Annotated in this window: 20 protein-coding genes; 8 read left to right on the top strand and 12 right to left on the bottom strand. The window is 60.9% G+C overall.

The window, feature by feature from the left end; genetic code table 11:
* The first annotated feature begins 38 nt into the window (after positions 1–38).
* Positions 39–332, top strand: coding sequence for a hypothetical protein (locus KUA11_RS05665; RefSeq protein WP_217409513.1), 294 nt, complete (start codon positions 39–41; stop codon positions 330–332).
* Positions 333–354: 22 nt separating this feature from the next.
* On the opposite strand, the gene KUA11_RS05660 is transcribed toward KUA11_RS05665, so the two are convergent.
* From KUA11_RS05660 to KUA11_RS05640, 5 genes are all read right to left on the bottom strand, one after another.
* Positions 355–1,101, bottom strand: a complete 747-nt coding sequence (locus tag KUA11_RS05660) for a 2OG-Fe dioxygenase family protein (RefSeq protein ID WP_217409385.1) — start codon at positions 1,099–1,101, stop codon at positions 355–357.
* Positions 1,088–3,682: a mechanosensitive ion channel family protein gene (locus tag KUA11_RS05655; protein ID WP_217409384.1), complete on the bottom strand. Its 2,595-nt coding sequence runs from the start codon at positions 3,680–3,682 to the stop codon at positions 1,088–1,090. The genes KUA11_RS05660 and KUA11_RS05655 overlap by 14 nt, the downstream gene beginning before the upstream one ends.
* Before the next feature lie 144 nt (positions 3,683–3,826).
* Positions 3,827–4,420: an RDD family protein gene (locus tag KUA11_RS05650; RefSeq protein WP_217409383.1), complete on the bottom strand. Its 594-nt coding sequence runs from the start codon at positions 4,418–4,420 to the stop codon at positions 3,827–3,829.
* An 8-nt stretch (positions 4,421–4,428) separates the two neighbouring features.
* Positions 4,429–5,664 carry a bifunctional glutamate N-acetyltransferase/amino-acid acetyltransferase ArgJ gene (argJ, locus tag KUA11_RS05645; RefSeq protein ID WP_217409382.1) on the bottom strand — a complete coding sequence of 412 codons (1,236 nt, stop codon included), beginning with the start codon at positions 5,662–5,664 and terminating at the stop codon, positions 4,429–4,431.
* A 115-nt stretch (positions 5,665–5,779) separates the two neighbouring features.
* Positions 5,780–6,745, bottom strand: coding sequence for a peptidylprolyl isomerase (locus KUA11_RS05640; RefSeq protein WP_217409381.1), 966 nt, complete (start codon positions 6,743–6,745; stop codon positions 5,780–5,782).
* Between the two features lie 262 nt (positions 6,746–7,007).
* Here KUA11_RS05640 and secA point away from each other — a divergent pair, with 262 nt between their 5' ends.
* A complete protein-coding gene (secA, locus tag KUA11_RS05635; protein WP_217409380.1) occupies positions 7,008–9,728 on the top strand; it encodes a preprotein translocase subunit SecA in 2,721 nt (906 codons plus the stop codon).
* Positions 9,729–9,904: 176 nt separating this feature from the next.
* Positions 9,905–10,654 (top strand): YebC/PmpR family DNA-binding transcriptional regulator, encoded by a 750-nt coding sequence (locus tag KUA11_RS05630; RefSeq protein ID WP_217409379.1) that lies wholly within the window; start codon positions 9,905–9,907, stop codon positions 10,652–10,654.
* Positions 10,655–10,847: 193 nt separating this feature from the next.
* Here the strand turns inward: KUA11_RS05630 and KUA11_RS05625 are convergent, their stop codons facing one another.
* From KUA11_RS05625 to KUA11_RS05595, 7 genes are all read right to left on the bottom strand, one after another.
* Entirely contained in the window at positions 10,848–12,740 is a 1,893-nt protein-coding gene (locus KUA11_RS05625) for a DUF262 domain-containing protein (protein ID WP_217409378.1), read from the bottom strand.
* 261 nt (positions 12,741–13,001) lie between these two features.
* Positions 13,002–14,852 carry a gamma-glutamyltransferase gene (gene ggt, locus KUA11_RS05620; protein WP_408744159.1) on the bottom strand — a complete coding sequence of 617 codons (1,851 nt, stop codon included), beginning with the start codon at positions 14,850–14,852 and terminating at the stop codon, positions 13,002–13,004.
* A 10-nt stretch (positions 14,853–14,862) separates the two neighbouring features.
* Positions 14,863–15,666 (bottom strand): type I methionyl aminopeptidase, encoded by an 804-nt coding sequence (gene map, locus KUA11_RS05615; RefSeq protein ID WP_217409376.1) that lies wholly within the window; start codon positions 15,664–15,666, stop codon positions 14,863–14,865.
* Between the two features lie 79 nt (positions 15,667–15,745).
* Positions 15,746–17,506 (bottom strand): ABC transporter permease subunit, encoded by a 1,761-nt coding sequence (locus tag KUA11_RS05610; protein ID WP_217409375.1) that lies wholly within the window; start codon positions 17,504–17,506, stop codon positions 15,746–15,748.
* A 61-nt stretch (positions 17,507–17,567) separates the two neighbouring features.
* Entirely contained in the window at positions 17,568–18,032 is a 465-nt protein-coding gene (gene dut, locus KUA11_RS05605; protein ID WP_217409374.1) for a dUTP diphosphatase, read from the bottom strand.
* A 43-nt stretch (positions 18,033–18,075) separates the two neighbouring features.
* Complete coding sequence (locus tag KUA11_RS05600) at positions 18,076–19,485, bottom strand: bifunctional phosphopantothenoylcysteine decarboxylase/phosphopantothenate synthase (RefSeq protein ID WP_217409373.1); 1,410 nt, start codon at positions 19,483–19,485, stop codon at positions 18,076–18,078.
* Between the two features lie 3 nt (positions 19,486–19,488).
* Positions 19,489–20,283, bottom strand: coding sequence for a class I SAM-dependent methyltransferase (locus KUA11_RS05595; protein WP_217409372.1), 795 nt, complete (start codon positions 20,281–20,283; stop codon positions 19,489–19,491).
* 28 nt (positions 20,284–20,311) lie between these two features.
* Between KUA11_RS05595 and mutM the strand changes: the two genes are divergently transcribed.
* The 5 genes from mutM (at position 20,312) to recF (ending at position 25,888) form a co-directional block, all read left to right on the top strand.
* Complete coding sequence (mutM, locus tag KUA11_RS05590; protein WP_217409502.1) at positions 20,312–21,235, top strand: bifunctional DNA-formamidopyrimidine glycosylase/DNA-(apurinic or apyrimidinic site) lyase; 924 nt, start codon at positions 20,312–20,314, stop codon at positions 21,233–21,235.
* Between the two features lie 100 nt (positions 21,236–21,335).
* Positions 21,336–21,605, top strand: a complete 270-nt coding sequence (gene rpsT, locus KUA11_RS05585) for a 30S ribosomal protein S20 (RefSeq protein WP_166313913.1) — start codon at positions 21,336–21,338, stop codon at positions 21,603–21,605.
* 396 nt (positions 21,606–22,001) lie between these two features.
* A complete protein-coding gene (dnaA, locus tag KUA11_RS05580) occupies positions 22,002–23,459 on the top strand; it encodes a chromosomal replication initiator protein DnaA (protein WP_408744155.1) in 1,458 nt (485 codons plus the stop codon).
* A 133-nt stretch (positions 23,460–23,592) separates the two neighbouring features.
* Positions 23,593–24,717 carry a DNA polymerase III subunit beta gene (gene dnaN, locus KUA11_RS05575; RefSeq protein ID WP_166313911.1) on the top strand — a complete coding sequence of 375 codons (1,125 nt, stop codon included), beginning with the start codon at positions 23,593–23,595 and terminating at the stop codon, positions 24,715–24,717.
* Between the two features lie 37 nt (positions 24,718–24,754).
* Positions 24,755–25,888, top strand: coding sequence for a DNA replication/repair protein RecF (gene recF / locus KUA11_RS05570; RefSeq protein ID WP_217409500.1), 1,134 nt, complete (start codon positions 24,755–24,757; stop codon positions 25,886–25,888).
* Positions 25,889–25,943: the final 55 nt, after the last annotated feature.

Genomic DNA, 25,943 nt, shown 5'->3' with positions numbered 1-25,943 from the left:
CCCATATCCGTGCTATGGTTTCCGATGTGGAGAATGCAATGGATGAACACACGACCGCTCAGTCCGATGACGGGCATGCCCAGACTCATGTTCAGGAGGCCGCGCCTCAGCCACGGACGGCTGGAGGGGCAGACACCGTGACATCTGCGCCGGTGGTGGCAGCCCAGCCTGCCCCGGCCGTCCGTGCTGTGGCAGGCGTGCCCGACGCGGACCGGATGGACGGCCCCGCGTTCAGGGAACTGTTTCAGATGGTGGGAGCGATGGCGTTTGTCGGCCTGCTGGTCGCGATTGGCTGGCACGCGGCCCATTATTCAGGAGCGTGGCCTTACTAAGCCACGCAGCAGTTCCCGGCCTTTATTGATGACGGAGTGTGACCACCATGACGTCACGGAAAGCCGGGGCGTCCGGGCGCACCGGCTGGATGGGTGTTACGCCGTGAAAGACCTGATTGTCGTTCACGAACGCCGCGTCCATCGGTGAGGACAGTGTGAAACTGCCGAGTTCATTGCCCTGAAGGTCATGAATGGTGGTTTCACCGCTCGCTACGTTTTCACGACGAACCATCAGGACAAGCACCCAGTCTACACCGTCACGGTGCAGCCCCTCCGGCGTGGGTTGTCCGGCTTCATCGTCCCGTGCTTCGATGCGGAACTGATGCACCTCTGCGTGCCAGGCTTCGGGGCGTCTGGCGACAGGCGTCAGATCGGTGGCCAGTCTGCGGATGAGCGAGAGCACGGCGTGCATGACCGGATGCGCGCCGATTTCACGTTCCACAGGCTCGAACCAGCGTTCAATCCCGCCATTGAGCGCGTTGTAGTCACGGCTCTGATAATGCGGCTGGTGCTTTTTGCGAATGATGGCATCTTCCGCCAGCGCGAATGTGGCGTAGCGCCGCCGCCGGTAGCGGCCGCCATCGGCCATGTAGAGATCCACACCAAGCCGTTCCCAACTCGCCGCGAATCCCTCCCAGTCCGACATGCCGAACGCTTCCAGAAGAGGACGCATCTCCACCGCCGGAATACGCGCGAAATGATTTTCCCGTGTGGCGGCCTCTATCCGATCCAGTTCAGGCTGGGCCTGCTTTTCTTCACGCACCGTCATGCTTGCTGTCTCCGGAAGGCGATTTCGGCGCATCCGCATTGTCCGCCTCAGCCTTTGGCTTGTCCTCGTTGGCGGGTTGGCCCGGTGTTGTGGGCATTTTCAGCCCCCCGGAAATGGCAAGGGACGTGCCCGGCGCGGACGCGGTGTAGGCAGTGGGTGTGTAGAACATGATGCCCGCTTTCGCGAAACGGTTGGCGATGCGCCGGTAGAACTCGCGCTGCACCTTCCACTTCATCATCGCTGCCGTGCGGATCGAGCCGACCATGACCGCGCCGTTCGAATCGCTCTTGTCCACACCAAGATCGTTATAGCCCGAGTAGATGATGGTCTTGAACTCGTCTTCCTTGCGCATTTCATCGACTGCATCGGCCATGATCTTCGCCACTCGCGACGTGTCTTCGGATAGATCCACCACCTGATTGACGATGATCTGGTTGAAGTCACGGCCGGTATTGGCAATGGACGTCACGGACGAGAAGGGGATGATGTGCAGGTCGCCGTTGATTGCGCGCACCCGCACGGTGCGGATCGAAAGATGTTCGACCGTGCCTGATACGCCTCCCGTCGTTACCCAGTCTCCGACCTGAATCGCATCTTCAACGAGCATGAAGAAGCCCGTGATGAAGTCCTTCACGAGGCTCTGCGAACCGAAGGCGATGGCCGCACCCATGATGCCCGCACCTGTAAGCAGCGGCGCCACGTTGATGCCGATCTGCGACAGCGACGTCACCAGCACGATGATGATGATCACGGTGAGCAGCACTGTGCGGATGATGGGCAAAACTGTCTTCAGGCGCGTGGCGCGCGCGGACTGGCCGGAAGCGGAGAAATGCGAGAGCTGATTGTTCAGTTGTGCGTTGATCACTTCCCACAGGATCGCCGCCACCGAGACTGCCACAACCATGGTGATGGCGGCCGTCAGCAGGCGGGTGCCGAGCTGGCTTGCGAAGAAGAAATGAACCGTGTGGATACCCCAAGATTCCGTCAGCGCGATGAAACTCGCAAACGCGATGATGGCAGTCAGCAGGCCGCGTACGAACGGATAGTAGCGATCCGCGCGCTGCTGCATGTCGGGGTGTTTCTTCACCAGCGCGGGATCGAGACGGAACAGCTTGTCCTGCCACCCATAGGCCAGAACGGCCAGAAGGCGGGCAGCCGTTACGATGACGACCGTGAGAACCGTTGTCCGAAGGATCCAGTCATAGCCGCCGCGCAGATGCGCCGCCCAGACGAGCCATAGAGCGGCGTCGAGGAACAGTGCCGGGATCCACCATATCTGGGCGATCATCAGCACGAACGACCAGAAGCTGCTCTGGACCTCCTGTCGCTTGGGCTCCAGCGTGCGTTTCACGATCGGGCGCAGACGCCAGATGAAAACCGCTATCATGATGTGTTCGACCAGCACGACGGCGCGGATCATGGCCTGAGTGCCTCGGTCCGACAGATCGAACTCACCGCCCAGAACGGACAGGCACACCACGAGAGACGGCGCGGCCACAAGAACGTTCCACCAGCGGATGAGCATCCGCGCGGTGGAGTCGCTCACCGGCACCAGACGGATCATCGGCGAACGCGGAGCAAGCGCGGACTCGACGAGAACGAACAGGAAGCGCGCGGCGGCATAGGCTGCGGCCAGAGTTTCCGTGACGGTTTCGGCCTGTGTGGTGTCGGTCGCGATGGCTGAACCACCGAAGGCCACACCAAGGAACACACCGATGGGCAGGAGCTTGAGGCCCAGATGCATGAGGGCATAGGGCACGCGGGCGAGGAAACGCAGCGTCTCGGTCTGACGCCGTTGATCGTCAGCCCGGGTCTGGAGAGCCTCGATCTCGTCCTTGGCGGCCCCTTCGGCCTTGGCGTCCGCGACGGCTTTTGCGTCAGCCTGCTGATTGTCCTCGTCTGTCGCGAGAGCCTTTTCATCCGCCGAGGGGGGGCTGGATGTCTGTATGTTCTCCTGTGCGCGTTCCCGGCTCTCGGCCTTTGTCCTCACATTGGACAGAGGCTTGCGCATGGCCAGAGTCGTGGCCCATTCCACGACAAGAGCCACGAGAATGACCAGTCCGGCCCGCCAGAATGTTCCGACAAGCAGCGCGCGTGTCGCGGGAGTGGACACTTCGGAGCGGAACCAGGTGCCTACTGTCCGCAGATCCGTGAAGAGACCGAGGAAATTGTCCACATAACCGCGCAGGTTGCCTTTCACGGAGGACAGCTCGGACGTCAGATCGCTGTGAAGCGCCACGGCGTTGGGAGACACAACCGCAGGCTGACCGGCGGCGGTTTTGGAAGCAGGAGCCGCCGTCTGCTGAACGCCCTTCGCCATAAGCGAAAGGGTCTGGGTGAACTGCTGACGTTTGGTCGGGTCGTTCAGAACACCGAGAAGTTGCTGCGCTTCCTGAGGGGAGAGCGTGCTTGCGGACGAGGCGGCAGCCGTCGCGTCAGCGGCGTGTGCTGTGCTTGCGAATGGCCACGTGCCGACCGCTGCAAGCAACCATGCCAAAAGGAGAAAGACCGATGCGGACCACCGTGGGCGTCGTTCCGTTTCCTGCGATGGTGACAGGGATTCCCCGTTGCTCCACAGCATACCGCTTTCCACCTCCAGCAAATAAATCAGTCTTAGCCGCGTAAGAGTGTTTCCCCGCCGGGATCAAGCTCACACCCGGCATAAGGCTGCACATTCGGACCCGGACGCACAGGACACGTCTGGGTTGCATGAGAAGGACGCGAGTCAGCTCTGTCCGTCAAGTCGGGCAACACGCTCGCTGCGCAGGACAAGGGTGCCCGCCACCATGTCATGCAGACCCTGTTTGCGAGGGGTGAAAGCCACCATCAGCACACCGATCATCAGCATGGGAAAGGAGATGAAGGTCTTGACCAGCGTACGGATGAGCGAGCGCAGCAGAGAAATGCGCTGCCCTTCCATATCGCTCACCCGTAGTCCCAAAACCCGCTTGCCCAGTGTGCCGCGCAGGGGGGAGGCTTCCAGCACGATGAAATAGAGCAGTTGGAACAGCAGGAGATACTGCCCGTAATCGTGCACCTCGAACTGCGGCATGGGCCAGGAAAAGCCCTGTCCGATAAAGTCCGTGCTGCGATAGGCCACCTGATAGGAAGGCGTGTCGCCCTGCCAGTGTTCGATGTGAACGGTGGGCAGCGTGAAAATGCCCGAGAGCAGGCTGGTGACGCTCAGGATGAACGAATCAAGCAGGGCGGCGGCCGTGCGGATCCAGAAGCCTCCATAGGCCAACACGCGACTGTCGCCTGAAGGCGGGACAAAGGAGTTGTTGTCATTGCCCCAACCGGGAGGAATCCTGTCCGACATAGTGCGCCTCAGCTCCGGTAGGATCCGTTGATGTCGATATAGCCGTGGGTCAGGTCGCAACTCCACATCGTCGCGTGGCCTTCACCAAGACCCAGATCCACATCGATCTCAATCTCACGGCCCTTCATGTGGGCCACGACCGGCGTTTCGTCATAGTCTTCGACCACCGTTCCCTCACAGGCGATGGTGACGCCGCCGATGCCCACCGTCAGAAGGTCACGATCGGCCGGTTCTCCGCATTTCCCGACCGCCATGACCACGCGGCCCCAGTTTGCGTCTTCTCCGGCCACAGCTGTTTTTACCAGCGGGGAATCCGCGATGGCGCGGGCCACCGTGCGGGCAGAGGCGTCGGACACCGCGCCGGTCACATTGATGCGGATCTGTTTGCGGGCGCCTTCGCCGTCACGGACCACCATCAGGGCGAGTTCAAGCAGAAGACTGTCGAGTGCCGCTCGGAAAGCGGAAAGAGCAGAGTCATCGGCACTGGCAATAGCGGGATTGTCCGCACGTCCCGTGGCGAAAAGCAGCACCATGTCGGAGGTGGAGGTGTCGGAATCCACGGTGATGGCGTTGAAGCTGGTGACGACGCCTTTCGACAGCAGGCTCTGAAGCACGGAGGCAGGAAGCTTCGCATCCGTGGCCACGAAAGAGAGCATCGTCGCCATATCGGGCGCGATCATGCCGCTGCCTTTGGCAATGCCTTGAATGGTGACGGGCACTCCGCCGATTTCGGTCTTGCGCACGGCGGCCTTGGGGAAGGTGTCCGTCGTCATGATGCCACGTGCGGCGGCTTCCCATCCGTCTTCCGTCAGCGCGGCGTGCAGAGCGGGAAGGGCGGCAGTAATGCGTTCGGCGGGAAGCACTTCTCCGATCACACCGGTGGAGGCAAGAAACACCTCAGAAGGTGCGCATCCAGCAAGGTGCGCTTCGGCTTCGGCGGTTTTTTCGCATGTTGCAACACCCGCGCGGCCGGTGAAAACATTTGCGTTGCCCGCATTGACCACCAGCGCGCGCGCGACACCGCCCTTGAGAGCGGAGCGGCACCAGTCCACCGGAGCGCCGGGGCATTTGGACTGCGTGAAGACGCCCGCAACCGTGGTGCCCGCATCGAACTCGGCCACCACAAGGTCGGTGCGTCCCTTGTAGCGGATACCCGCCGCAACCGCGCCAAGGCGCACGCCGGGCACGGTGCCGAGGTCTGGCAGCGGAGAGGCGAGAGGGGAGACGGGCAGCGGTTTGGCCATGGACGACGCACCTTGGACTGGGCGGAAAACGAAGAAAGGGGACGCCACGAGGCATCCCCTTTCCGATCCTAGCCAAAGAGAGGCGGGGAGGCTACAGCCGCCGCCTCTGCTGGCGTCAGTTCTTCTTCGGCGTGCCCGCGATGGCAGGCTGCGCGTTGTCGGGCACCACCTTGCCGTCAGGACCGTAGCGCACGATCTTGACGCCAGATGTGGCTTTCTCCACCGCCGCCCGCACGTCTTCCTGCACGAGCTTCTGGCGGATCTTGTCCTTCACCTCGTCTTCCTTGGGGACCGGCACCGTGCGGTCTTCCAGCACCTGAATGACGTGATAGCCGAACTGGCTCTTCACGGGTGTCTGGCTGTAGGTGCCCGGCTTCATGGCAAACGCAGCATCCGAGAAGGCGGGAACCATGTCACCTTTCTTGAACCAGCCCAGATCGCCGCCGTTGTTCTGGGCGCTGCCCTTGTCGGTGGAGAGCTTCGCGGCCAGCGTGCCGAAGTCGGCGCCACCCTTGAGCTGCTTGATGATGTCGTTGGCCTCGGCCTCGGTCTTCACGAGGATATGGCGGGCGTGGACTTCCTTCTCCGCCGGCTTGTTGGCGTAATTCTTCATGTAATAGTCATGAACCGCCGCGTCGGTCAGCTGCGGCATGACCTGCTTGGACAGCCACGAGTTCTGAAGCGCCGTGTTGGCGGCGGTTTCCATGGCGGCCTTGGTCTCCGGATCGTTTTGGAGATTGTCCTTGCGTGCCGCGATCTGGATGGCTTTCTGGTCAACGGCCTGGTTGACCAGCATCGGGAAGATCACGTTCGGCGGCAACTGGCGGAGCTGCGGCGGCATGTTGGTGGCGGCTTTGCGGATGTCGCCCAGTGTAATCTTCTCGCCGTTGACCGTGGCCACCAGCGCGTTCGGATCGGTCTGGGGAGCACCGCCGTCAGGTCCGCCCTGTGGTGCGGCCGTTGCACCGGCTGCGGGCGTCGTCTTCGGAGCGTCCGCGGCAAGAGCGCCGGTGGACGTCAGAAGTGTGGAGGCAAGCAGGGCTGCTGCCGCGAGGACCGAACCCGAGCTGGAAAAACGCATGCGAAAATACCCTGTGTGGACAGAAGGGCCGCATCATGGCTGACCCGTCCGCCCCCCGCAAGGGCAGGCCGGACGGTGGCGGCCATGACCGTTTGATGACGGAACGTGAGGCACGCCTCACATCAGCCCTTGGTTGACCCATGCGGGTGCGGGCCTTATCTCATTGCCGCAATGCGAGCGGTTCCCGCCCGTTTCCTCGTGTCCCGGTTGTCCGGTGGCGGAGAGGCGGATGTGGACCGCATGCCGTTCCGGAAAGGTCTTCATGTTCGCCTCGCTCGCCCGCGCACTGTTTGGCACTTCCAATGACCGCTCCCTTAAGCGGTTCCAGCGTCGTGTCCCGGAAGTTAATGCGCTGGAGCCGCAGATAGCGGCTCTGGATGACGCGGCTCTTGCGCACAAGACGGTCGAGTTCCGGGAGCGGCTGGCCAAGGGTGAGACGCTTGATCAGCTGCTGCCCGAAGCGTTCGCCGTATGCCGTGAGGCCTCGAAACGCGTGCTGGGCATGCGTCACTTCGATGTGCAGCTTATCGGTGGCATGGTGCTGCATGCCGGCAAGATTGCCGAAATGCGGACCGGTGAAGGCAAGACGCTCGTCGCCACGCTTGCAGTCTATCTCAACGCGCTGACCGGCAAGGGCGTGCATGTCGTCACCGTGAACGACTATCTCGCTCGTCGCGATGCTGACGAGATGAGCCGACTTTACAGCTTTCTCGGTCTGACCACGGGCGTGATCGTGCCCAACCTGCCCGATGAGGCGCGCCGTGCAGCCTATGCCTGCGACATTACCTACGGCACGAACAACGAATTCGGCTTCGATTATCTGCGCGACAACATGAAGTACCGGCTGGAAGACATGGTCCAGCGGCCCTTCAATCATGCCATCGTGGACGAGGTGGACTCGATCCTCATCGATGAGGCGCGCACGCCGCTCATCATTTCCGGTCCTGCCGAGGACAGCTCCGATCTTTATCGCAGCGTGGATGCCGTGGTGGCGGAACTTGTGCGCGATCCGGCCGCATTCGAAAAGGACGAGAAGCTCCGCACGGTCATTCTCACTGAAGCCGGTTCGGAAAAGGTCGAAGAGCTTCTTCGTGCCGCTGGCGTGTTGCAGGAAGGCGGCCTGTACGATGTGCATAATGTCGCGGTCGTGCACCATGTCCAGCAGTCGCTGCGTGCTCATTCGCTGTTTGCGCGGGATGTCGATTACATCGTGCGGGACGGCAAGGTCATCATCATTGATGAGTTTACCGGCCGCATGATGGAAGGCCGCAGGTATTCCGATGGCCTGCATCAGGCGCTGGAAGCCAAGGAGCATGTCGAGGTTCAGCAGGAAAACCAGACGCTTGCCTCCATCACCTTCCAGAACTATTTCCGCCTCTATCCCAAGCTCTCGGGCATGACCGGCACCGCCATGACGGAAGCCGATGAATTTGCCGAGATATACAAGCTCGACGTGGTGGAAATCCCCACCAATCTGCCCGTGGCCCGCAAGGACACGGATGACGAGATCTATCTCAATGAGCAGCAGAAATTCGCAGCGGTAGGAAAGCTGGTGGAAGAGGTACACAAGGGGGGGCAACCCATCCTTGTCGGCACGACATCCGTTGAAAAGAGCGAAGCGCTCTCAGCGATGCTCAAGCAGCGTGGCATTCCCCATAATGTGCTCAACGCGCGCTTTCATGAAATGGAAGCGACCATTGTAGCGCAGGCAGGTGCGCCCGGAGCGATCACGATTGCGACCAACATGGCGGGGCGTGGCACCGACATCAAGCTCGGCGGCAACGTGGAGATGCGCATCCAGCAGGAATTGGCGCATATCACCGATCCGACTGAGCGCGCTGCGGCCGAGCAGGCCATTCGCGATGAAGTGGCGCGCAATCAGGAAATCGTGAAAAAGGCCGGTGGTCTCTACGTCATTGGTACGGAGCGGCATGAAAGCCGCCGCATCGATAACCAGTTGCGTGGTCGTGCGGGGCGTCAGGGCGATCCGGGCAATTCGCGTTTCTTCGTGTCGCTTCAGGATGACCTGATGCGGATTTTCGGCTCCGACCGGATGACCGGCATGCTCCAGAAAATGGGCATGCAGGACGGTGAGGCGATTGTTCATCCGTGGCTGAACAAGGCGTTGGAGCGCGCGCAGAAAAAGGTCGAAGCCCGCAACTTCGACATGCGCAAGAATACGCTCAAATACGACGATGTCATGAACGATCAGCGCAAGGAGGTGTATGCCCAGCGCCGTGAGTTCATGATGCTCGATGATGTGTCCTCCATTGTAGCCGAAGCGCGGGCAGATGTCATCGACTCGCTGGTTGACCGCTTTATTCCCGAAAAGGCGTTTGCCGAGCAGTGGCAGACGACCGAACTGAAGGCTGAGGTTCAACGGGTTCTCAATCTCGATCTTCCGATCGAGGCATGGGCCGCGGAAGACGGCATGGACCGTGAACAGGTGGCGGCCCGCATCGAGGATGCCGCTGCGCAGGCGCAGGCGGTACGGACGGCCAATTTCGGTCCCGACATCATGCGCTATATCGAAAAGCAGATTCTGCTGACCACCTTCGATTCCGTATGGAAAGAGCATCTGCACGCTCTCGATCAGCTTCGTCAGGGCATCGGTCTGCGGGCTTATGGCCAGAAAGATCCGCTGAACGAGTACAAGCACGAGGCATTCCAGCTTTTTACCTTCATGCTCGATGAGATGCGCGAGCGTGTGGTGACGTTTCTTGCGCGTGTCGAGGTGGCTCCGCCCGTGGAACCCACCCCGCTTGAAGGGATCGGTGAGTTCCATCCCGATCCGCAGGTGGAGGGCTATACTTCCGAGCCGGCACACTACAACCAGACGCCGGCGAGTGTTGCGGCTGAACCCGTCGGGTCCGGCGCCATTCTGCCGGAAGATCCGTCCACCTGGGGCGAGACGCCCCGTAATGGGCCGTGCCCGTGTGGCTCGGGTCGGAAATACAAGCACTGTCATGGCCGTGCCGTCTGAGCATTTCGGGTCCGGCCACCGGTCGGGACACCCTCCGGGGCGCTGAGGCGCGTCCGCTCCCAAGGTGAGCGCTTGCTTGCCCGCGCTGTTGTGCGGCGTGGGGGTGCGCTCTGTGGAGCGGTGCGTCCGCCTGCTTTTTTCTGAAAATACGAAGATCATCAGATGGGGAGGGCCCTATGGCCGGCCATTCACAATTCAAGAACATCATGCACCGCAAGGGCGCGCAGGACGCCAAGCGTGCGAAGCAGTTCGCCAAGGTCATTCGCGAGATTACGGTTGCGGCCCGTTCCGGTCTGCCTGACCCGGCCACCAATCCTCGCCTGCGTGCGGCTATTTCCGCAGCCCGCGAAGTCAACATGCCCAAAGACACGGTCGAGCGCGCCATCAAGAAGGCCACGGGAGCGGGCGGCGGCGATGACTACGTGGAAGTGCGCTACGAGGGATATGGCCCGGCAGGCGTGGCCGTGATCGTGGAAGCGCTGACCGACAACCGTAACCGCACTGCGGCCGAGGTGCGTGCGGCGTTTTCCAAATACAGCGGTTCACTGGGCGAGACCAACTCCGTCTCCTTCATGTTCCAGCGCCTTGGCGTCATCACCTATCCGGCAAGCGTTGCCACCGAAGACGAGATGCTGGAAGCGGCCATTGAAGCCGGTGCGGACAATGTGGTGTCCACCGCAGAGAGCCACGAAGTGACGTGCGAGGTGGAATCCTTTTTCGCCGTGCGCGATGCGCTTGAGGCCAAATTCGGTGAACCCGAGAGCGCCAAGCTGGACTGGCGCCCCGAGAACACGGTGGCACTGGATGAGGACAAGGGACGTACGGTGCTGAAGTTGCTTGATGTGCTCGAAGACAATGACGACGTGCAGAATGTGTATGCCAACTTCGATTTGCCTGAAGAAGTGGCGGCGGCTCTGTCTGCCTGAATGGTGGTTGCGACAAGAGTCCGGAGAAATGCTCCGGACTTTTTTGTTTTAAGATTAGGGAGGTGAGAGGGCGGCTTACGTCTTATTTCCGACATTCATGTCTGATCCAGTGATACAAGGAGGAGATATTTACTCGCCGTCCGTTGGTAACTTCGTCCGTGCATAAAGCAATATCAGAGCAACGACCGCGAACTCACTCTGGCATGGCGTGCACGATTTCGACTACTGGATATGTCCAAATCGAAGTGATCTCATTGACAAGCGCGCCAGCGCGCTCACGGATCGCAACCTCGTCCCATACGTCATGTTCGGCGACATCGCGGTTCAGCACGAGTAATGACTTGGAGATGGCGGCACGTTTTTCCTCCCAGCCGGCATTACCTAGGCTTGGATTCAGACTCCCTGTGAGTAGAGTAAGGTTACCAAGTGTATTTTTGATAGCCTCGCGCTGCTCGACTTCGCTCCACATGTCCTCGTTCGTAAGTAACAGGGCGTAGGTATCTTCTGTCGGTGCCATCTTCCCGGACGGTAAGGGCCAGTTCTTTGCCCAATGGCGGGGCATAATATGCTCTACAGTCAGATTAGCGGTACTCACTGTTACGTCTTCATCGAATTTGTCGCGTAGTGCCCGTTCGACACCGCTCAGCACATAACGCAACTTCTGTGATCCCATGGAGTTATAGATCGCCTTCGATGAGGCCGAGCGCAGCAGTTCCGTGTCCGAGGGAAGGCGCGAGGCGTCGCCAGTTAGACTGACCATGTAGGTAAAGAAAGCGTCTACCGGATCTGGCGCTGCCTGCATTTCGCGCAGAGCTCCGGCTACCACCTTATTGTAGTTCTTATTGCCCAATTCACACAAATCACGCCGGATCATGTAGCTCTCGATGAGCGCATAGACGGCTTTCTTACGCTCATCCGGTAGATCACGCACTTCGATCCACAGTGCAATCGGATGCATGGCGGCGGTGTCCCAAATGGTTAGGAACTTGGCAAGTTCCGCTAGGGCACCCCCCTTCTTTCGAAGCTCCATCTCCTCGTAGGCGCGGCCATATTTCATCAAGCTGCGAACTTCGTCTGTAACGCTTGCAAAGTCTTGTGCTTCGGCATAATGCCGATATTCGTTCGCCACTTGACCGACGATGACGTCGTGAGCCGTCTCTGCGACGAGCGCATGCGTGATAAGATGGTCAGTTCGGGGACGCTTCAATCTCCCCTGTTTGATTTCCGTCTTCCAGAATTCAGTCTCAAGTTCACGCCAGTGTTGGTCATAAAGGATGTCATTGTCCTCAAGCGCCTTGCTGGCACGATGGAAGATATCGTTGCGGATTAGGTCGAAAGCGGAAAGCGGCTGAGCATTGCCATTCAGGGAAGCGAAGATCGCCTGCGCGTCATCTTCCTTGCCCAGTTGCACCACTACGATCTGAAAACCATTGAGGAATCCGGCAATGATCGCATCGAGTGCTTTTTCGGCGGGAACGCCTTCTGCAGCACGTTCGGAGATGAAAGTCGCAATCTCCTCTTTGAGATACCAGTAAGCGGCTAAGACTTTCGGCGCAGTACTCCTAATAATGTTGCCATTCTTGTAAAAATACTGGGTGAATTTATCACGCACCTCGTTGGTCGGAAGTGCAGCGATCGCGGTGAACAACGGTCTGTCGAAACTGGATGACCATAGTTTGAACCTTTCTCGTTCAGGATCAGCCATAGAGGCGCTTTTAGCGTTGAAAAGGTATTCATCCACAGTTGCGGTAATGCGTTCGACGCCGCAATCGCGTGCGTTCTCGCGTAAGGCGCACAGCACCAAGTTAAAGGTCGTAATGCGTTGTTGGCCATCGACGAGATAGCGCTTGTTAACAGTGCCGAACGGCTGCTCCGCTGGCTCGGCATAGATGATAGCGCCAACGAAGTGTGGTTTGGGCTTGAGGCCGGCCAGTTGCTCCAACGCACGCTCGCGCAGGTCGTCCCACAATTTTGGTAATTGACCGTCGGCTCCCGTCTTCCATTCGTAGGTTCGCTGATAGACGGGGATTACCCACTGCTGCCTCTCTTGTAACACGGCATTTAATGCCCAGTCCTTGGCATGCATTCAGAAGGCTTTCTGTTGATTATCCTTGGCGCAAGATCGAATACAATCTGATGATGGTCAATCGGCCACTCGTCGGATGCTGCTATCTGCTGCAACTGTAATAGAAACGATATAAAGGTTTTAAGTTTGTTTTTGATGGGTGGTAACTTTACAATTCTGGCTTGGCTGCAATTGAGTGCGGCAACGGACGCTTTTGACTAGGACGGTTTGAAACCGGACTTTCCGTGCCCCCAAAGCGGCCTCACTGTAAATCCCCCGACCTCACTCCCCCACAGCGGCACCGTCCGGATGCCGCCGATCCACTCCTCCATACAGCCCTTTCTTCACGCCCCCGACGTGCGGCATCAGTTCTTCAGTGACAATGCCCTCAGGAATACCCCAAGGCGCATGCTCCGTAAGAGTGTAGCCTTCATCAGCGAGTGTTCGTGCAACACTGGCGCTCACCGCGCCATGTTCGATCTCTACGATAGAGGGTGTCCACTGTTCATGAAGGCGCGGCAGGTCGATGGCCTGCTGGATGTCCAGACCGTAATCGATCACGCCTGACACAACCGACAGGACGATGGTGGGGATGCGTGAACCACCGGGGCTGCCGATCACCATGACCGTATGGCCATCGCGAGAAAGGAGCGTGGGCGTCATGGAGGAGAGGGGCGTCTTGCGTGGCGCTATGGCGTTGGCCGCGCTGCCGACGATGCCAAACATGTTCGGACTGCCGGGTTTGACCGAGAAATCGTCCATCTCGTCATTGAGCAGGACGCCGGTGCCCGGCGCCATCACGCGGGCACCGAACCAGCCATTGAGTGTGTAGGTGGTGGAGATGGCAAAGCCGGTCTGGTCCATCACCGAGAACTGGGTCGTTTCTTTTTTCTCGTGATCGGAAGCGGCGGTGGTCTCAGTTGCGCCGGGTGCGGCCACGCCTGCTGTCAGCATGGATGAATCGATGGCCCGTTCAACGGGAATGGCCTTGCGGATCTGCGCCGCGTAGTCCGCGTCGAGCAGATGCGCGATGGGGTTGGCCACGAATGCCGGATCCCCCAGATCGCGTCGGTCGGAATAGGCGTGACGCATCGCCTCGATTTCCTGATGCAGGGCGATGGCACTGTGCAGACCTTCGCTCTTCAGGTCATAGCCCGAGAGAATGTCCAGCATCTCGCAAAGGGCGATGCCGCCGCCGCTGGGTGGTGGTGCGGTGTCGATGCGATAGCCGCGGTAAAAGCAGGTCAGGGGGGCTGAAACAGTAGGGCGGTAGCTGGAAAAATCGGCGGCACTCAGCAGACCGTCGTTCTGTGTGCTGGCCTCCACAATGCGTCGGGAAATCTCGCCACGATAAAAGGTATCCGGGCCTTGGTGGGCGATGAGGGACAGCGAATGGGCCAGATTACGCTGTACAAGCCGGTCGCCCACTTCGAGAGAGGCGCCGTTCGGTCGGGTGAAAATGGGGCGCAGCACCGGATCGGCTTTGAACTCGGTATCCGCGGTCCGTAGGAGTGCGACGTCGCCTTCTTCCAGACGGAAACCTTCGCGGGCAAGGCGGATGGCCGGTTCCATCACTTTCTGACGTGAGAGTTTTCCCCATCGTGCGTGAACATAATCCAGTCCGGCCACTGTTCCCGGAACCGCCACCGCTTTCCAGCCCAGCACGGATTCACCGGGGCGGACATGGCCTTGCGCGTCCTGAAACATGGTGGGTGTGGCGGCGAGTGGCGCCCGCTCGCGGAAATTAATGAAAAGGGGATCTTCATGCGGGGGGCGCAGGACCATGAAGCCGCCGCCGCCGATATTGCCTGCCGCCGGATAGACCACGGCCAGTGCATATCCCATGGCCACAGCAGCGTCGGCGGCGTTGCCTCCGTTGGCGAGGATGCGTGCGCCCACTTCCGAGGCGAGATGTTGCGCGGACACGACCATTCCATGCGCACCGTACGCCGGGCCGACTGTCGGTGTCGTCGTGCGTGTAGCTTCATAAGCGAGAGGATCGGGCGCGCCTGCCACCGGAGCCTGCGCCGCGTAACCGGTGGTTACGGAGGCGCAAGCCAAAACCCCGACACCCAACCATGAAGCCACTACTCGCAGAAGCGGACGATTTGTGAGGAGGGTGGGGGCCGGCAGGCTCATGACGTCAATCCTTGTAAGGCGGTCGGGTGTAGCCTTTCGGGGAGAGGGTGAAGATTTCGCAGCCGTCTTTCGTCACACCGATCATGTGCTCGAACTGGGCCGAGAGCGTCCGATCGCGGGTAACGGCTGTCCAGCCATCATCGAGAATTTTCACATCCGGCTTGCCGATGTTGAGCATCGGCTCGATGGTGAAAACCATTCCGGCTTCCAGCTTCAGTCCTTCGCCCGGACGACCGTAATGCAGCACGTTGGGAGCCGCGTGAAAGGTGCGCCCGATACCGTGTCCGCAGAAATCCCGCACTACGCCGAAGCGGTTCTTTTCCGCCAGTGTCTGGATGGCATAACCGATATCGCCCAGCGTTGCGCCGGGACGCACGGCGGCAATGCCGGCCATCGTGGCGTCATAAGTCACATCGATCAGCTTCTGCGCTTTGATGGGCGTTTTGCCGACCGTGTACATCCGGCTGCTGTCGCCGTACCAGCCATCGAGGATGGATGTGACATCGATATTGAGGATGTCGCCGTCCACGAGTTTGCGGTCACCCGGAATGCCATGACAGACAACATGGTTGATGGAGATGCAGCACGATTTGGGATAGCCGCGATAATTCAGCGTGGCCGGTGTGGCGCCGTTTTTCAGCGTGAAATCGTGGATGAGGGTGTTCAGTTCCTCGGTCGTGACACCGATGCGGACATGATCGGTGATCATGTCCAGTGTTTCGGCGGCCAGCTTGCCTGCGGCCCGCAATCCGGCGAAATCCGCCTCATCATGCAGGATGATCTCGCGGCGTGACGGCTTGCCCTCCATGGTGCTCCCCCAAGGTTTGAAAAGACGGGCGGACCATGCCCCCTTTGAAGAGCAGGTGCAACACGCGAAGTGAGGCCTTTCAGAGAGCGGCTGGCGGCAGGTCGTTCACAGACGCCTGTGTACGCTGGCTGGTGTCTTCATCGGGCTGGAATGCCAAGCCCGGTCCCGGTGTGCGGCGTAATCCTTCATCGCACAGCACGGCAAGAAAGGTGATGGCGGCCAGAGCGCAGGTTCCGGCAAGCGGATCTTCGTCTCTTAGCGCCGTGGCGACCTGACTGCCGATCCCGAAACCTCCGTCAAACGTGCGCTCGCCCCATACCGTCACGGCCGCCGCGATGGAGGCGTTCCACATCCAGAAGGAGGCCCGACGGCACCCCACGATCCATGCCGGACGAAGACCCGGCAGGATGATCCGCATCCATCTCAGACGGGGAGGAATACGATAGACCCGCATGACATCGAGAAAAGAGCGAGGAAACAGGCGTGCGCTCTCGCTCAGTCGGAGAAGCAGGATCGATGGAAAGCCGAAGAACAGGAACGGGACAAGGGCGGAGAATGGACCTGCGGCCGTCATGATGGGAGGAAACAGCAGAAAGACGGGAAAGAGGATAAGAAAGCGCGCGGCGGCCAGAAGGGGCGTCGCGATTTTTTTCGACCGTCCCGCCAGCCAGAAAGAGAGAGGCAGCCAGACCAGCGAGTTCAGGGCGAGCAACGCCGCAAGGGCCACTACACTGGCAAGGCACGCTGTGAGGATGACGCCAATCGTTTTCAGCACGTGAAAAGACGGGCCAATGAACAGCGCGAGAGCCAATCCGCACAGCCCCGCTATCCACGGCACCGATTCCAGCACGGACAGGTTGCGGGAAAGGCTTAGCTTGTGCGCCACCGGACGTGCGCCCAGCGGCAGGGTGCCAGCGGCTTCCATGAGGTGCGTCAGTCCCTCGAAGAGGAGCCGGGTTGGAGCAAAGCGCTTGAGGAGGCGTACAAGGCCCGCTTCGATGCTGCGGCCATGTTCCTCGAAACGGCCAGACCAGCGACGGAAAGGCCGGATCAGCAGGTGGTCGATCAATCCCACAAGCACGGCTGTCAAGCCAATGAGGACACCCAGACGAGCGATGTCCTCATGCTCCATTGCGGCGGCGGCTTGTGCGCCCAGTCCCTGCGCCACCGGGAGCGTATGAAACTCCACCACCATTTCCGCCAGTACAAGTCCGGTCCATGTCTGTGGCATGGCGCGGACGGTGGCGTGCGCAAGGGCCGGCATGACGAAAGGAACATGAAGCCGCCAGAATGAAGGCCACGCGCGCAGTCTGAATCCCTGTGTGACCATCATGAGGGGAATCGGCAGCGTATCGCGTGCGCGCAGCACGGCAGAGGCCACGGGAAAGGAAAGGGCTGCGGCACCTACGCCATCGATGAGCAGTTCGCCCGCCATCCGTGCATCGAAAGGCAGGAGGGACGGTCCAAAGACAAGCGGAACGCCTAGGGCCGCAAGCCCGCAAACCGGCACAAAACTGAGCATGTCGAGCGCACGGAGCGCGGTATGACGGCGGAAAGTGCTGCCTGTGGTGAGAGCAAGGCAGCCGAGCGAGAAGCTAAATGCAAGGATCAGGCAACCGACGATCCGCAGGCCGGTTATGTCGACGGCCTCCAGCATGGCCGGGAGCGAAGGGTCATCCGCGTGGAGGGAGAAGGGATGAGCCGGAAGGGTGTCCATCCGGGCTGCAAAGGCACCGATGGCGATCAGAATCCCAGACAGGCAGGCCGCCATGGCGAGCCGGTCGCGGGTGCGCGGTGGATGTGGAGGTTCAGCTTCGGCGGAATAACCATCGTCGGTCATGCCGGTCGCTGCTTTCGGGCTGTTTCACTCATCTCCTGATGCTCCGTGCGGAGGTGTCCGTTCAGGGCGTTTGTGTGCCGGTGCTGCCAAAGCCGCCTGCGCCGCGCGCTGTCGCGTCGAGATTGTCCGTCTCGTTCCATGTCGCGCGGAAAACGGGGGCGAGCACGCCCTGAGCGATGCGCATGCCGCGCTCCACGGTAAAGCGCTCCTGTCCGGCGTTCATTACGATTACGCCGATCTCGCCGCGATAATCTTCGTCAATGGTGCCGGGGGCGTTGGGCAGGGTGATGCCATGCTTGAGCGCCAGCCCCGAGCGCGGACGCAGTTGCAACTCGAAGCCGGGTGGGAGGGCGATGCACAGCCCCGTCGGGATCAGTGCCCGTCCGCCGGGCAGAATGGTCACGGGTGCGTCCACGGCGGCTACGAAATCCATGCCCGCCGCGCCCGCCGTGGCATAAGTCGGCAGAGGAAGATCGTGGGCATGGGGCAGCCGCTGGACGGCCACGCGGATGTTTTGCGCGCTCATACGAGATGAGGGGCCGGAACGAGGGGAGAGCCGAAAGACGGCATCAGTTCATGTCTCCATCGGCAGAAAGGGCGGGTGCGCCGAAGCGGCGTGCGATGCGGCGCGCCAGCCTGAGGGCAAGATCGGTCTTGGTCATGCGTGGCCAGTGTTCCACGCCATCGGATGTGATGAGAAGTACTGTGTTTTCCGTCCCGCCCATCACGTTCGTGCCGACCGACACGTCATTGGCCACGATCCAGTCGCAGCCCTTGCGTTTGCGTTTGGCGATGGCGTTGGCTTCCACATCGTCCGTCTCGGCGGCGAAACCCACCACAAGAGAAGGTCTGTGCGGGCCGGGCGCGGAGAGAGCCGCGAGAATGTCCGGGTTGGGTACAAGATGCAGAGAAGGCGGCGTGGTGTCCGCGCTTTTCTTGATTTTGGAGGTGACGGCATTCGTCACTCGCCAGTCCGCCACAGCCGCGGCGCAGACGGCAATATCGGCGGGGAGCGCGTCCCTCACGGCCTGCTCCATTTCCAGAGCTGTTTCCACGCGCCGGAGTGTCACGCCCGCGGGAGCCAGCAGATTGGTGGGACCGCTGACAAGTGTGACGCGCGCTCCCAGAGCGGCCAATGCTTCCGCAATGGCGTACCCCTGAAGGCCGGAAGAGCGGTTGCCGAGATAGCGCACCGGGTCGATCGGTTCATGCGTTGGACCGGCCGTGACGAGAGCGTGGCGGCCAAGAAGCGGCTTCCACAGTGTTGTGCCGTCCACCGTCGTCTCTACGGAGGAGCGCACGACGGTCCCGCCGGGAACGATGTCGCAGGACGAGCCGGTTTCTGTTCGGGTACAGGTCATGGTCGAGGACGTGTGTGGTCTTGCTGAACCGGACGTGGGCGATGCGATGTTGAGCCGCGCAAGGATGGCATCGCGCAGCACGGGCGGCTCCGCCAGCCGTCCGAATCCGTATTCCCCGCAGGCCATCACCCCTTCATCCGGTCCGATGAATTCGATTCCTCGCGCTTTCAGCGTGGCCACGTTGGCGCGGGTGGCGGGGTGTTCCCACATGCGCACGTTCATGGCGGGCGCTGCGAGGACAGGCGTGTCGGTGGCCAGCAGGAGAGTGGACGCCAGATCGTTGGCCAGCCCCACTGTCATCTTGGCCAGAAGGTCGGCGGTGGCCGGTGCCACGACCAGAAGATCAGCCGAGCGGGACAGGGCGATATGGCCCATCTCCTGCTCGTCCGTCAGGGAAAACAGCTCCTGATGCACCGGATGACCGCTCAAAGCCTGAAGCGAGAATGGTGTTACGAATTCGGTGCCAGCTTTTGTGAGCACGCAGCGCACATCGACATGGGCTGCCGTGAGCAGTCGCACGAGTTCGAGTATTTTGTAAGCAGCAATGCCGCCGCCGACGATCAGAAGCACGCGCCCACGCAGGGCAGTCATGGTGTCATCCGGTGCGGCAGCGGCCATGGTTCAGAGTCTCCAGCCAGAATGGATGGCCGCGATTCCTCCTGAGAGAGAGGTGTAACGCACTTGCGTGAAGCCAGCCTCGCGGAACATGTCCGCGAGCGTTTCCTGATCGGGGAACATACGGATGCTTTCGGCCAGATACTGGTAGCTCTCACGGTCCTTGGCGACGAGCGTGCCCATGGCGGGCAGAACCTTGAAGGACCATGCGTCATAGATCGGTGCGAGAGCCGCGACCTGCACACGTGAGAATTCGAGGCAGAGGAAGCGTCCACCCGGCTTGAGCACGCGCCTTGCCTCGCGGAGCACAGCCATCTTGTCGGTGCAGTTGCGCAGGCCGAATGAGATGGTCACGCGATCCATACAGCGGTCGGGAAGGGGAATTTGCTCCGCGTCCACCACACAAAAGGACAGGTCCGAGACAAAACCACGAGAGATGGCGCGGTCGCGGCCCACCGAGAGCATGTTGACGTTGATGTCGGTCATGATGGCCGGTCCGCCGCCGCCAGCGAGCCACCCGAAGGTCACGTCACCCGTTCCGCCCGCAAGATCGAGCAGTTTCAGACCAGGCTGGGGGGCGAGTTCGGCATTGAAGATGCGCTTCCAGACACGATGCACACCCAGCGACATCAGGTCGTTCATCACGTCATAGCGATTCGCCACGCTGTCGAACACGGCGCGTACGAGGGGCTTCTTCTCCTCGCGCAGGACGGCGCGGTAGCCGAAATCGGTGGTGTCAGCACCACTCAGGTCGTCCGGTGGGGCGGGGGCATGCAGGTCGGGGGAGGCATTGTCGGTCATGGGCACACTCTATAGCCTCTTTGTCGTCATGCCAGAACTCCCTGAAGTCGAAACTGTGATGCGCGGCATGAAGGCCGCGCTTGAAGGTGACGTGATCGCCGCCGCTTCCGTGCGCCGGCCCGATCTGCGCTGGCCCATGCCTGTCGGTCTTGCCGATCGGCTTGCAGGCAAACGCATCGAGAGTTTTCGCCGGCGTGGAAAATACATTCTGATGCGTCTTTCGGGCGGTCAGTCTGTCCTGCTGCACTTGGGAATGTCAGGCCGCGTCAATCTTGGGGAGGGTGGCTCCGCGGATGATGTGGCGGTGCCGCATGAACATGTGGCGTTCACCACACGAGGCGGGAAGCGCTTTGGACTGGTGGATCCCCGGCGGTTCGGCGCGCTGGATATCGTGCTGACCGCAGGCGAAGACAGTCATTGCCTGCTGGGGAGTATGGGGCCTGAACCGCTGGAGACGGCTTTCACGGGCGCCTTTCTCGCATCGGCGCTGGCGGGGCGCAGGACACCGATTAAGATGGCGTTGCTGGATCAGCGCATCGTGGCGGGCCTAGGTAATATATATGTGTGCGAAGCGCTCTACCGTGCGCGTATCCATCCTGCGACCTCCAGCGCTCTGCTGGACCGCGCAGCCTGCGACCGGCTTGTGGCGGCAGTTCGCGCTGTGCTGGAGGAGGCCATTGCGGCCGGCGGTTCGAGTCTGCGTGACTATGTTCAGCCGGATGGCGAGTTGGGTTATTTTCAGCACGCATGGCGGGTTTATGGGCGTGAGGGGCAGCCCTGCCCTGACTGCGGGGTGGAGGCAGATAAGCCCGTTTGTCCCGGAATCCGGCGCATCACGCAGTCGGGCCGCTCCACTTTCTTCTGTCCGCGTCTTCAGGTGGAATCCGTGAATAAAGATGCGGCTTCTGCGGGAAAGACCGGTCGGAAGGCCGTCAAGGTGAAGTCTGCTTGACGTGTGGGTGGCGTGTGGCTTAGAGAGGCCACCTCATTTGGCGGGTGCGGCTGTGCATCCCCACTCACATTGACCTTCTTGCTGGATCAGACACAGAAACATGGCGAACATCGCATCTGCCCGTAAGCGCATCCGTCAGACGGAGCGTCGTACTGCTCGCAACACGGCACGTAAGTCCCGCGTGCGCACCTTCATCAAGAAGGTCGAGACCGCCATTGCGAGCGGCAACAAGGACGAGGCGAATGCGGCCCTGAAGCTGGCTCAGCCGGAAATCCAGCGTGCAGCCACCAAGGGCGTGATGCACAGCAACACGGTCGCTCGTAAGATTTCCCGTCTGTCGGCTCGCATCAAGGCGCTTGCGGCGGCCTGAGGGTCGTCCGTATACGGTCCAGAAGGTAGAACTGGTGAATGCCCGTGTCTCCCTACGGAGAGCGGGCATTTGCATGTTCACAGAGTGGGGGAGGCGCCTCTCTCGACGTGTCTGTGTTCAGGGAAAATCGTTGAGTTCCCCTGCTGGTCCCACTAGCGTGGGCTGCCACCGTTCCTGACGACTCCTTTGCGCGTTTTCGCGGCAGTCAGGCGTGTTCCGCCCAAAGCCTCGGGGCGGCAAGTGGCTGCGTTGGAATGAGGTGAGGGCGTTTGGGTGCCGTAATGCGGCGTTCGGGCGTGTGTTTATGGAACTGGATGTTCCTGATTCATGCGGGAGGCGCGCTGCGCTTCCATGGGCATGAAGATGGGAGCGCGAATCTGCAGGAAATCGATGCCGGTGCCACCTTCCTCCGAAATGTCAGCAGGTTCTGCCCGCGCCGCAGCTGAACCGATTGCCCCGGTTTCATCTGGCGGCAACGGTCTGCTTGCGGATGCCTGGGCGCGCATTGCCGAGCGGATGCGGACAGAGGTGGGTGACGTTGAGTATCGCACCTGGCTCCAGCAGATCGTTCTTGGGCCCGTTGAAGAAGATGAGGTGACGCTGCTGCTTCCCACGCGCTTTCTGCGCGACTGGGTGCGTACGCAGTATGGCGATCGACTCAACACATTGTGGAACCAGGAAATCCCGGCCATTCGTCGCGTGGAACTTCAGGTCATGCGACCGGGAGAAAGACCGGCAGCGCCGGTTAACGCTGAACCTTCAGAGAGTGCTCCTGTGCCGGAGCCGGTCGCGGCACCCGTATCCGATCGTGCCAGCGACATGCGTTCCGATCTGGCGGTGCCGCTGGACCCGCGCTTTACCTTTGACACCTTCGTTGTCGGCAAGCCCAATGAATTTGCCTATGCCTGCGCACGGCGTGTGGCTGAGAAACCGTCCAGCGTCGGATTCAATCCGCTGTTCCTCTACGGTGGCGTCGGGCTGGGCAAGACGCATCTGATGCACGCGATCGGCGCGGAACTGATGCGCAATGGGGGCATTTCGGTGGCCTACATGTCCGCCGAGAAGTTCATGTACCGCTTCATCGCCGCCATCCGTTCTCAGTCCACAGTGGAGTTCAAAGACCATCTGCGTTCCGTGGATGTCCTGATGATCGACGATCTTCAGTTTCTCATTGGTAAAGACAACACGCAGGAAGAGTTTTTCCACACGTTCAATGCCCTTGTGGACGCGGGGCGTCAGATCGTGGTGTCGGCTGACAAGTCGCCTTCCGATCTCTCGGGGCTTGAAGATCGTCTACGCACCCGCCTTGGTTGCGGCATGGTGGCCGATATTCACGCCACGACATTCGAGCTGCGTATCTCCATTCTGGAAGCGAAGGCCACGGCGTCGGGCGTGCACGTGCCGGGAAAGGTGCTGGAGTTCCTCGCTCACAAGATCACTTCCAATGTTCGTGAACTGGAGGGGGCGCTCAACCGCCTGATCGCGCACGCTAATCTGTTCGGACGCCCCATCACGCTGGAGTCCACGCAGGACGTTCTCCACGACATTCTCAAGGCGCATGACCGGCGCGTGACGATTGAGGAAATCCAGCGCAAGGTTGCCGAACACTGGAACATCCGTCTGACGGATATGTCTTCGGCCCGCCGCGCTCGTGCCGTGGCCCGGCCCCGGCAGGTCGCGATGTATCTGGCCAAGCAGTTGACCAGCCGCTCCCTTCCCGAGATCGGACGCAAATTCGGCAACCGCGACCACACCACCGTCATGCACGCCGTCTCGCGTGTGCAGGAACTGATGGAGCGGGACGGGGCTTTCGCCGAGGATGTGGAGCTTCTGCGTCGGATGCTGGAAAGCTGAGGAAAACGGGCGAAATCATGGTGCGGCCCTTGTCGCGCGACTCCCGCTTCCCTAAACTGCATCACCCGATTTCAGGGGCGCATATGGCGTCCACACGGTGCGCAGAATGCACCCCACGAAGGAACAGGTGTCGATGAAGTTCACGGCCGATCGCGCCACGCTGCTCAAGGCTCTCGCGCACATTCAGAGCGTTGCCGAGAAGCGGAACACCATCCCCATCCTCGCCAATGTGCTCATCGACACGAGCAACGGTCGTCTGTCGCTCACGGCCACCGACATGGAAATCGCCATTGTCGAGGAAGTGCCCGCTACGATCGACACACCGGGCGCCGCCACGGCACCTGCAGCCGTGCTCTATGAAATCGTGCGCAAGCTGCCCGACGGGGTGGAAGTGGAGCTGAGCCATCCGGGGGCTGATGCACAGCTCGATCTCAGGGCTGGACGTTACACGACGCGACTGAACGCGCTTTCAGTGGATGATTTTCCTTCGATGATTGCGGGCGATCTGCCACATCAGTTCCGCCTCAACAGCGCTGTGCTGAAATCGCTGATCGACCGCTCGCGCTTTGCCATCTCCACGGAAGAGACGCGCTACTACCTCAACGGCATTTACATGCATGTTGCGGAAGGTGATGCTGGCGGCCTGCTGCGCGCGGTTGCGACCGATGGTCATCGCCTTGCGCGCGTGGAAACCGAATTGCCGGCGGGTGCTGCGGGGATGCCGGGTGTGATCATCCCGCGCAAGACCGTAGGCGAGGTGCGCAAGCTGCTCGATGAGGCGCCTGAAGAAGTGGAGGTGGCCGTATCGGACACACGCATCCAGTTTACGGTCGGGTCCATCACGCTCACGTCCAAGCTGATCGACGGCACATTCCCTGAATACCAGCGCGTCATCCCGGCAGGAAACGATCGCACCCTGCGCGTCGGCAAGAAGGATTTCTCCGATGCCGTGGCACGTGTGGCGGCCATCAGTCAGGAGCGCTCGCGTCCGGTCAAACTGGCCCTTTCCCGTGACCTCCTCGTGCTGTCGGCCTCCAGTTCGGATCAGGGGACCGCGAAAGAAGAACTCGACGATAACCGCGTGACCTATGACGGTGATGACATGGAGATCGGCTTTCAGGCGCGTTATCTTAACGACATCACCGATCAGGTCGCCAAGGAAGTGGAGTTCGTCTTTGCCGACAGTTCCGCACCCACCATTGTGCGGGACGTGGACAGCCCGTCTGCGCTCTATGTTCTGATGCCGATGCGCGTCTGAGATCGCGCAGGCCGGGGCGGTTGTCCCGGCCCTCATGATGACGCGACTTCAGCGCCTCGTTCTTACGGATTTTCGCAACTACACCCGTTTGGTGTGGGAGCCTTCGCGTTCACCCATTGTCATCACCGGCGACAATGGCAGCGGCAAGACCAACCTTCTTGAGGGATTGTCTCTTCTCGTGCCCGGTCGTGGGTTGCGGGGGGCGCGGAATGCCGATCTTCCCCTGCATGCACCGGATGGGACGCCTGCAAGTGCGGGCGGTTGGGGCGTTACCGCAAAATTCAGCGACACGAATGGTTCTTTCGAAGTGGCCACCGGTATGGAAGCGGGACGCGATGGCGGCGCGCGGCGGTTCCTGCTTGACGGGGTTGCCCTGCGCGGACGCGGAGCGATAGCGGAGTATCTTTCGGCCGTATGGCTCACGCCCCAGATGGACCGGTTGTTCGGAGAAAGCACGAGCGGTCGGCGGCGATTCCTCGATCGACTGGTGGTCTCGATGACGCCGCATCACGCGCGCGAGCTTGCCGCCTGCGAACGCGCCACGGCCCAGCGGAACAAGATGCTGGGTGTGGGGCAGGTGGATGACATATGGCTGGCGGCCATCGAAGACGCGATGGCCCGGCACGGTGTCGCGGTGGTGGCGGCACGGCGCGATCTGGTGGCGCAGCTCAACAGGACGGGCGCGGATCCGCGTGGAGCGTTTCCATCCGCTGAACTCTCGCTGGTCTGCGCCATCGCGCAACGGCTGGAGGAAGAGCCAGCTCTTGCAGTGGAAGACTGGCTGCGTCAGCAGTTGCGCGCGAACCGGGCGCTGGACCGTGCACGTGGGCTGGCGACGCTGGGCGCCAATCGCACCGATTTTGCCCTGCATGACTGTGAGACAGGTCGCAACGCGGCGGAAGCGAGCACGGGACAACAGAAAACCCTGCTGATCGGGATCATTCTTGCGCATGCTCGGCTTATGGGGGCGGGCGGGCATGTGCCGCCTATGCTGTTGCTGGATGAACCGCTGGTGCATCTGGATACGCGCCGTCGTGAAGCGTTGCTGGAAACATTGCTCGATTTCTCAACACCCGTATTGCTCACAGGTACGGATCGTGAGCCGTTTGCACCTTTGGAGAACCGGGCGGCTTTCGTGCATCTGGAAGATGGACGGCTTAAGGAAGAGTGATGTCGCGCGTAACGAGAGCGAAAGTTCCGTTTCATCCGGCAACTATGGGCTGTGT

Source organism: Acetobacter estunensis, from assembly GCF_019083805.1.
Classification (GTDB): Bacteria; Pseudomonadota; Alphaproteobacteria; order Acetobacterales; family Acetobacteraceae; genus Acetobacter; species Acetobacter estunensis_A.
This window is presented reverse-complemented; position numbering and strand designations above follow the sequence as displayed.

Excerpts from the sequence above, each read along its gene's own strand:
- KUA11_RS05665 (WP_217409513.1), top strand. The coding sequence starts at position 39 with ATGGATGAACACACGACCGCTCAGTCCGATGACGGGCATGCCCAGACT.
- KUA11_RS05660 (WP_217409385.1), bottom strand. The coding sequence starts at position 1,101 with ATGACGGTGCGTGAAGAAAAGCAGGCCCAGCCTGAACTGGATCGGATA.
- KUA11_RS05655 (WP_217409384.1), bottom strand. The coding sequence starts at position 3,682 with ATGCTGTGGAGCAACGGGGAATCCCTGTCACCATCGCAGGAAACGGAA.
- KUA11_RS05650 (WP_217409383.1), bottom strand. The coding sequence starts at position 4,420 with ATGTCGGACAGGATTCCTCCCGGTTGGGGCAATGACAACAACTCCTTT.
- argJ (WP_217409382.1), bottom strand. The coding sequence starts at position 5,664 with ATGGCCAAACCGCTGCCCGTCTCCCCTCTCGCCTCTCCGCTGCCAGAC.
- KUA11_RS05640 (WP_217409381.1), bottom strand. The coding sequence starts at position 6,745 with ATGCGTTTTTCCAGCTCGGGTTCGGTCCTCGCGGCAGCAGCCCTGCTT.
- secA (WP_217409380.1), top strand. The coding sequence starts at position 7,008 with ATGTTCGCCTCGCTCGCCCGCGCACTGTTTGGCACTTCCAATGACCGC.
- KUA11_RS05630 (WP_217409379.1), top strand. The coding sequence starts at position 9,905 with ATGGCCGGCCATTCACAATTCAAGAACATCATGCACCGCAAGGGCGCG.
- KUA11_RS05625 (WP_217409378.1), bottom strand. The coding sequence starts at position 12,740 with ATGCATGCCAAGGACTGGGCATTAAATGCCGTGTTACAAGAGAGGCAG.
- map (WP_217409376.1), bottom strand. The coding sequence starts at position 15,666 with ATGGAGGGCAAGCCGTCACGCCGCGAGATCATCCTGCATGATGAGGCG.
- KUA11_RS05610 (WP_217409375.1), bottom strand. The coding sequence starts at position 17,506 with ATGACCGACGATGGTTATTCCGCCGAAGCTGAACCTCCACATCCACCG.
- dut (WP_217409374.1), bottom strand. The coding sequence starts at position 18,032 with ATGAGCGCGCAAAACATCCGCGTGGCCGTCCAGCGGCTGCCCCATGCC.
- KUA11_RS05600 (WP_217409373.1), bottom strand. The coding sequence starts at position 19,485 with ATGGCCGCTGCCGCACCGGATGACACCATGACTGCCCTGCGTGGGCGC.
- KUA11_RS05595 (WP_217409372.1), bottom strand. The coding sequence starts at position 20,283 with ATGACCGACAATGCCTCCCCCGACCTGCATGCCCCCGCCCCACCGGAC.
- mutM (WP_217409502.1), top strand. The coding sequence starts at position 20,312 with ATGCCAGAACTCCCTGAAGTCGAAACTGTGATGCGCGGCATGAAGGCC.
- rpsT (WP_166313913.1), top strand. The coding sequence starts at position 21,336 with ATGGCGAACATCGCATCTGCCCGTAAGCGCATCCGTCAGACGGAGCGT.
- dnaN (WP_166313911.1), top strand. The coding sequence starts at position 23,593 with ATGAAGTTCACGGCCGATCGCGCCACGCTGCTCAAGGCTCTCGCGCAC.
- recF (WP_217409500.1), top strand. The coding sequence starts at position 24,755 with ATGACGCGACTTCAGCGCCTCGTTCTTACGGATTTTCGCAACTACACC.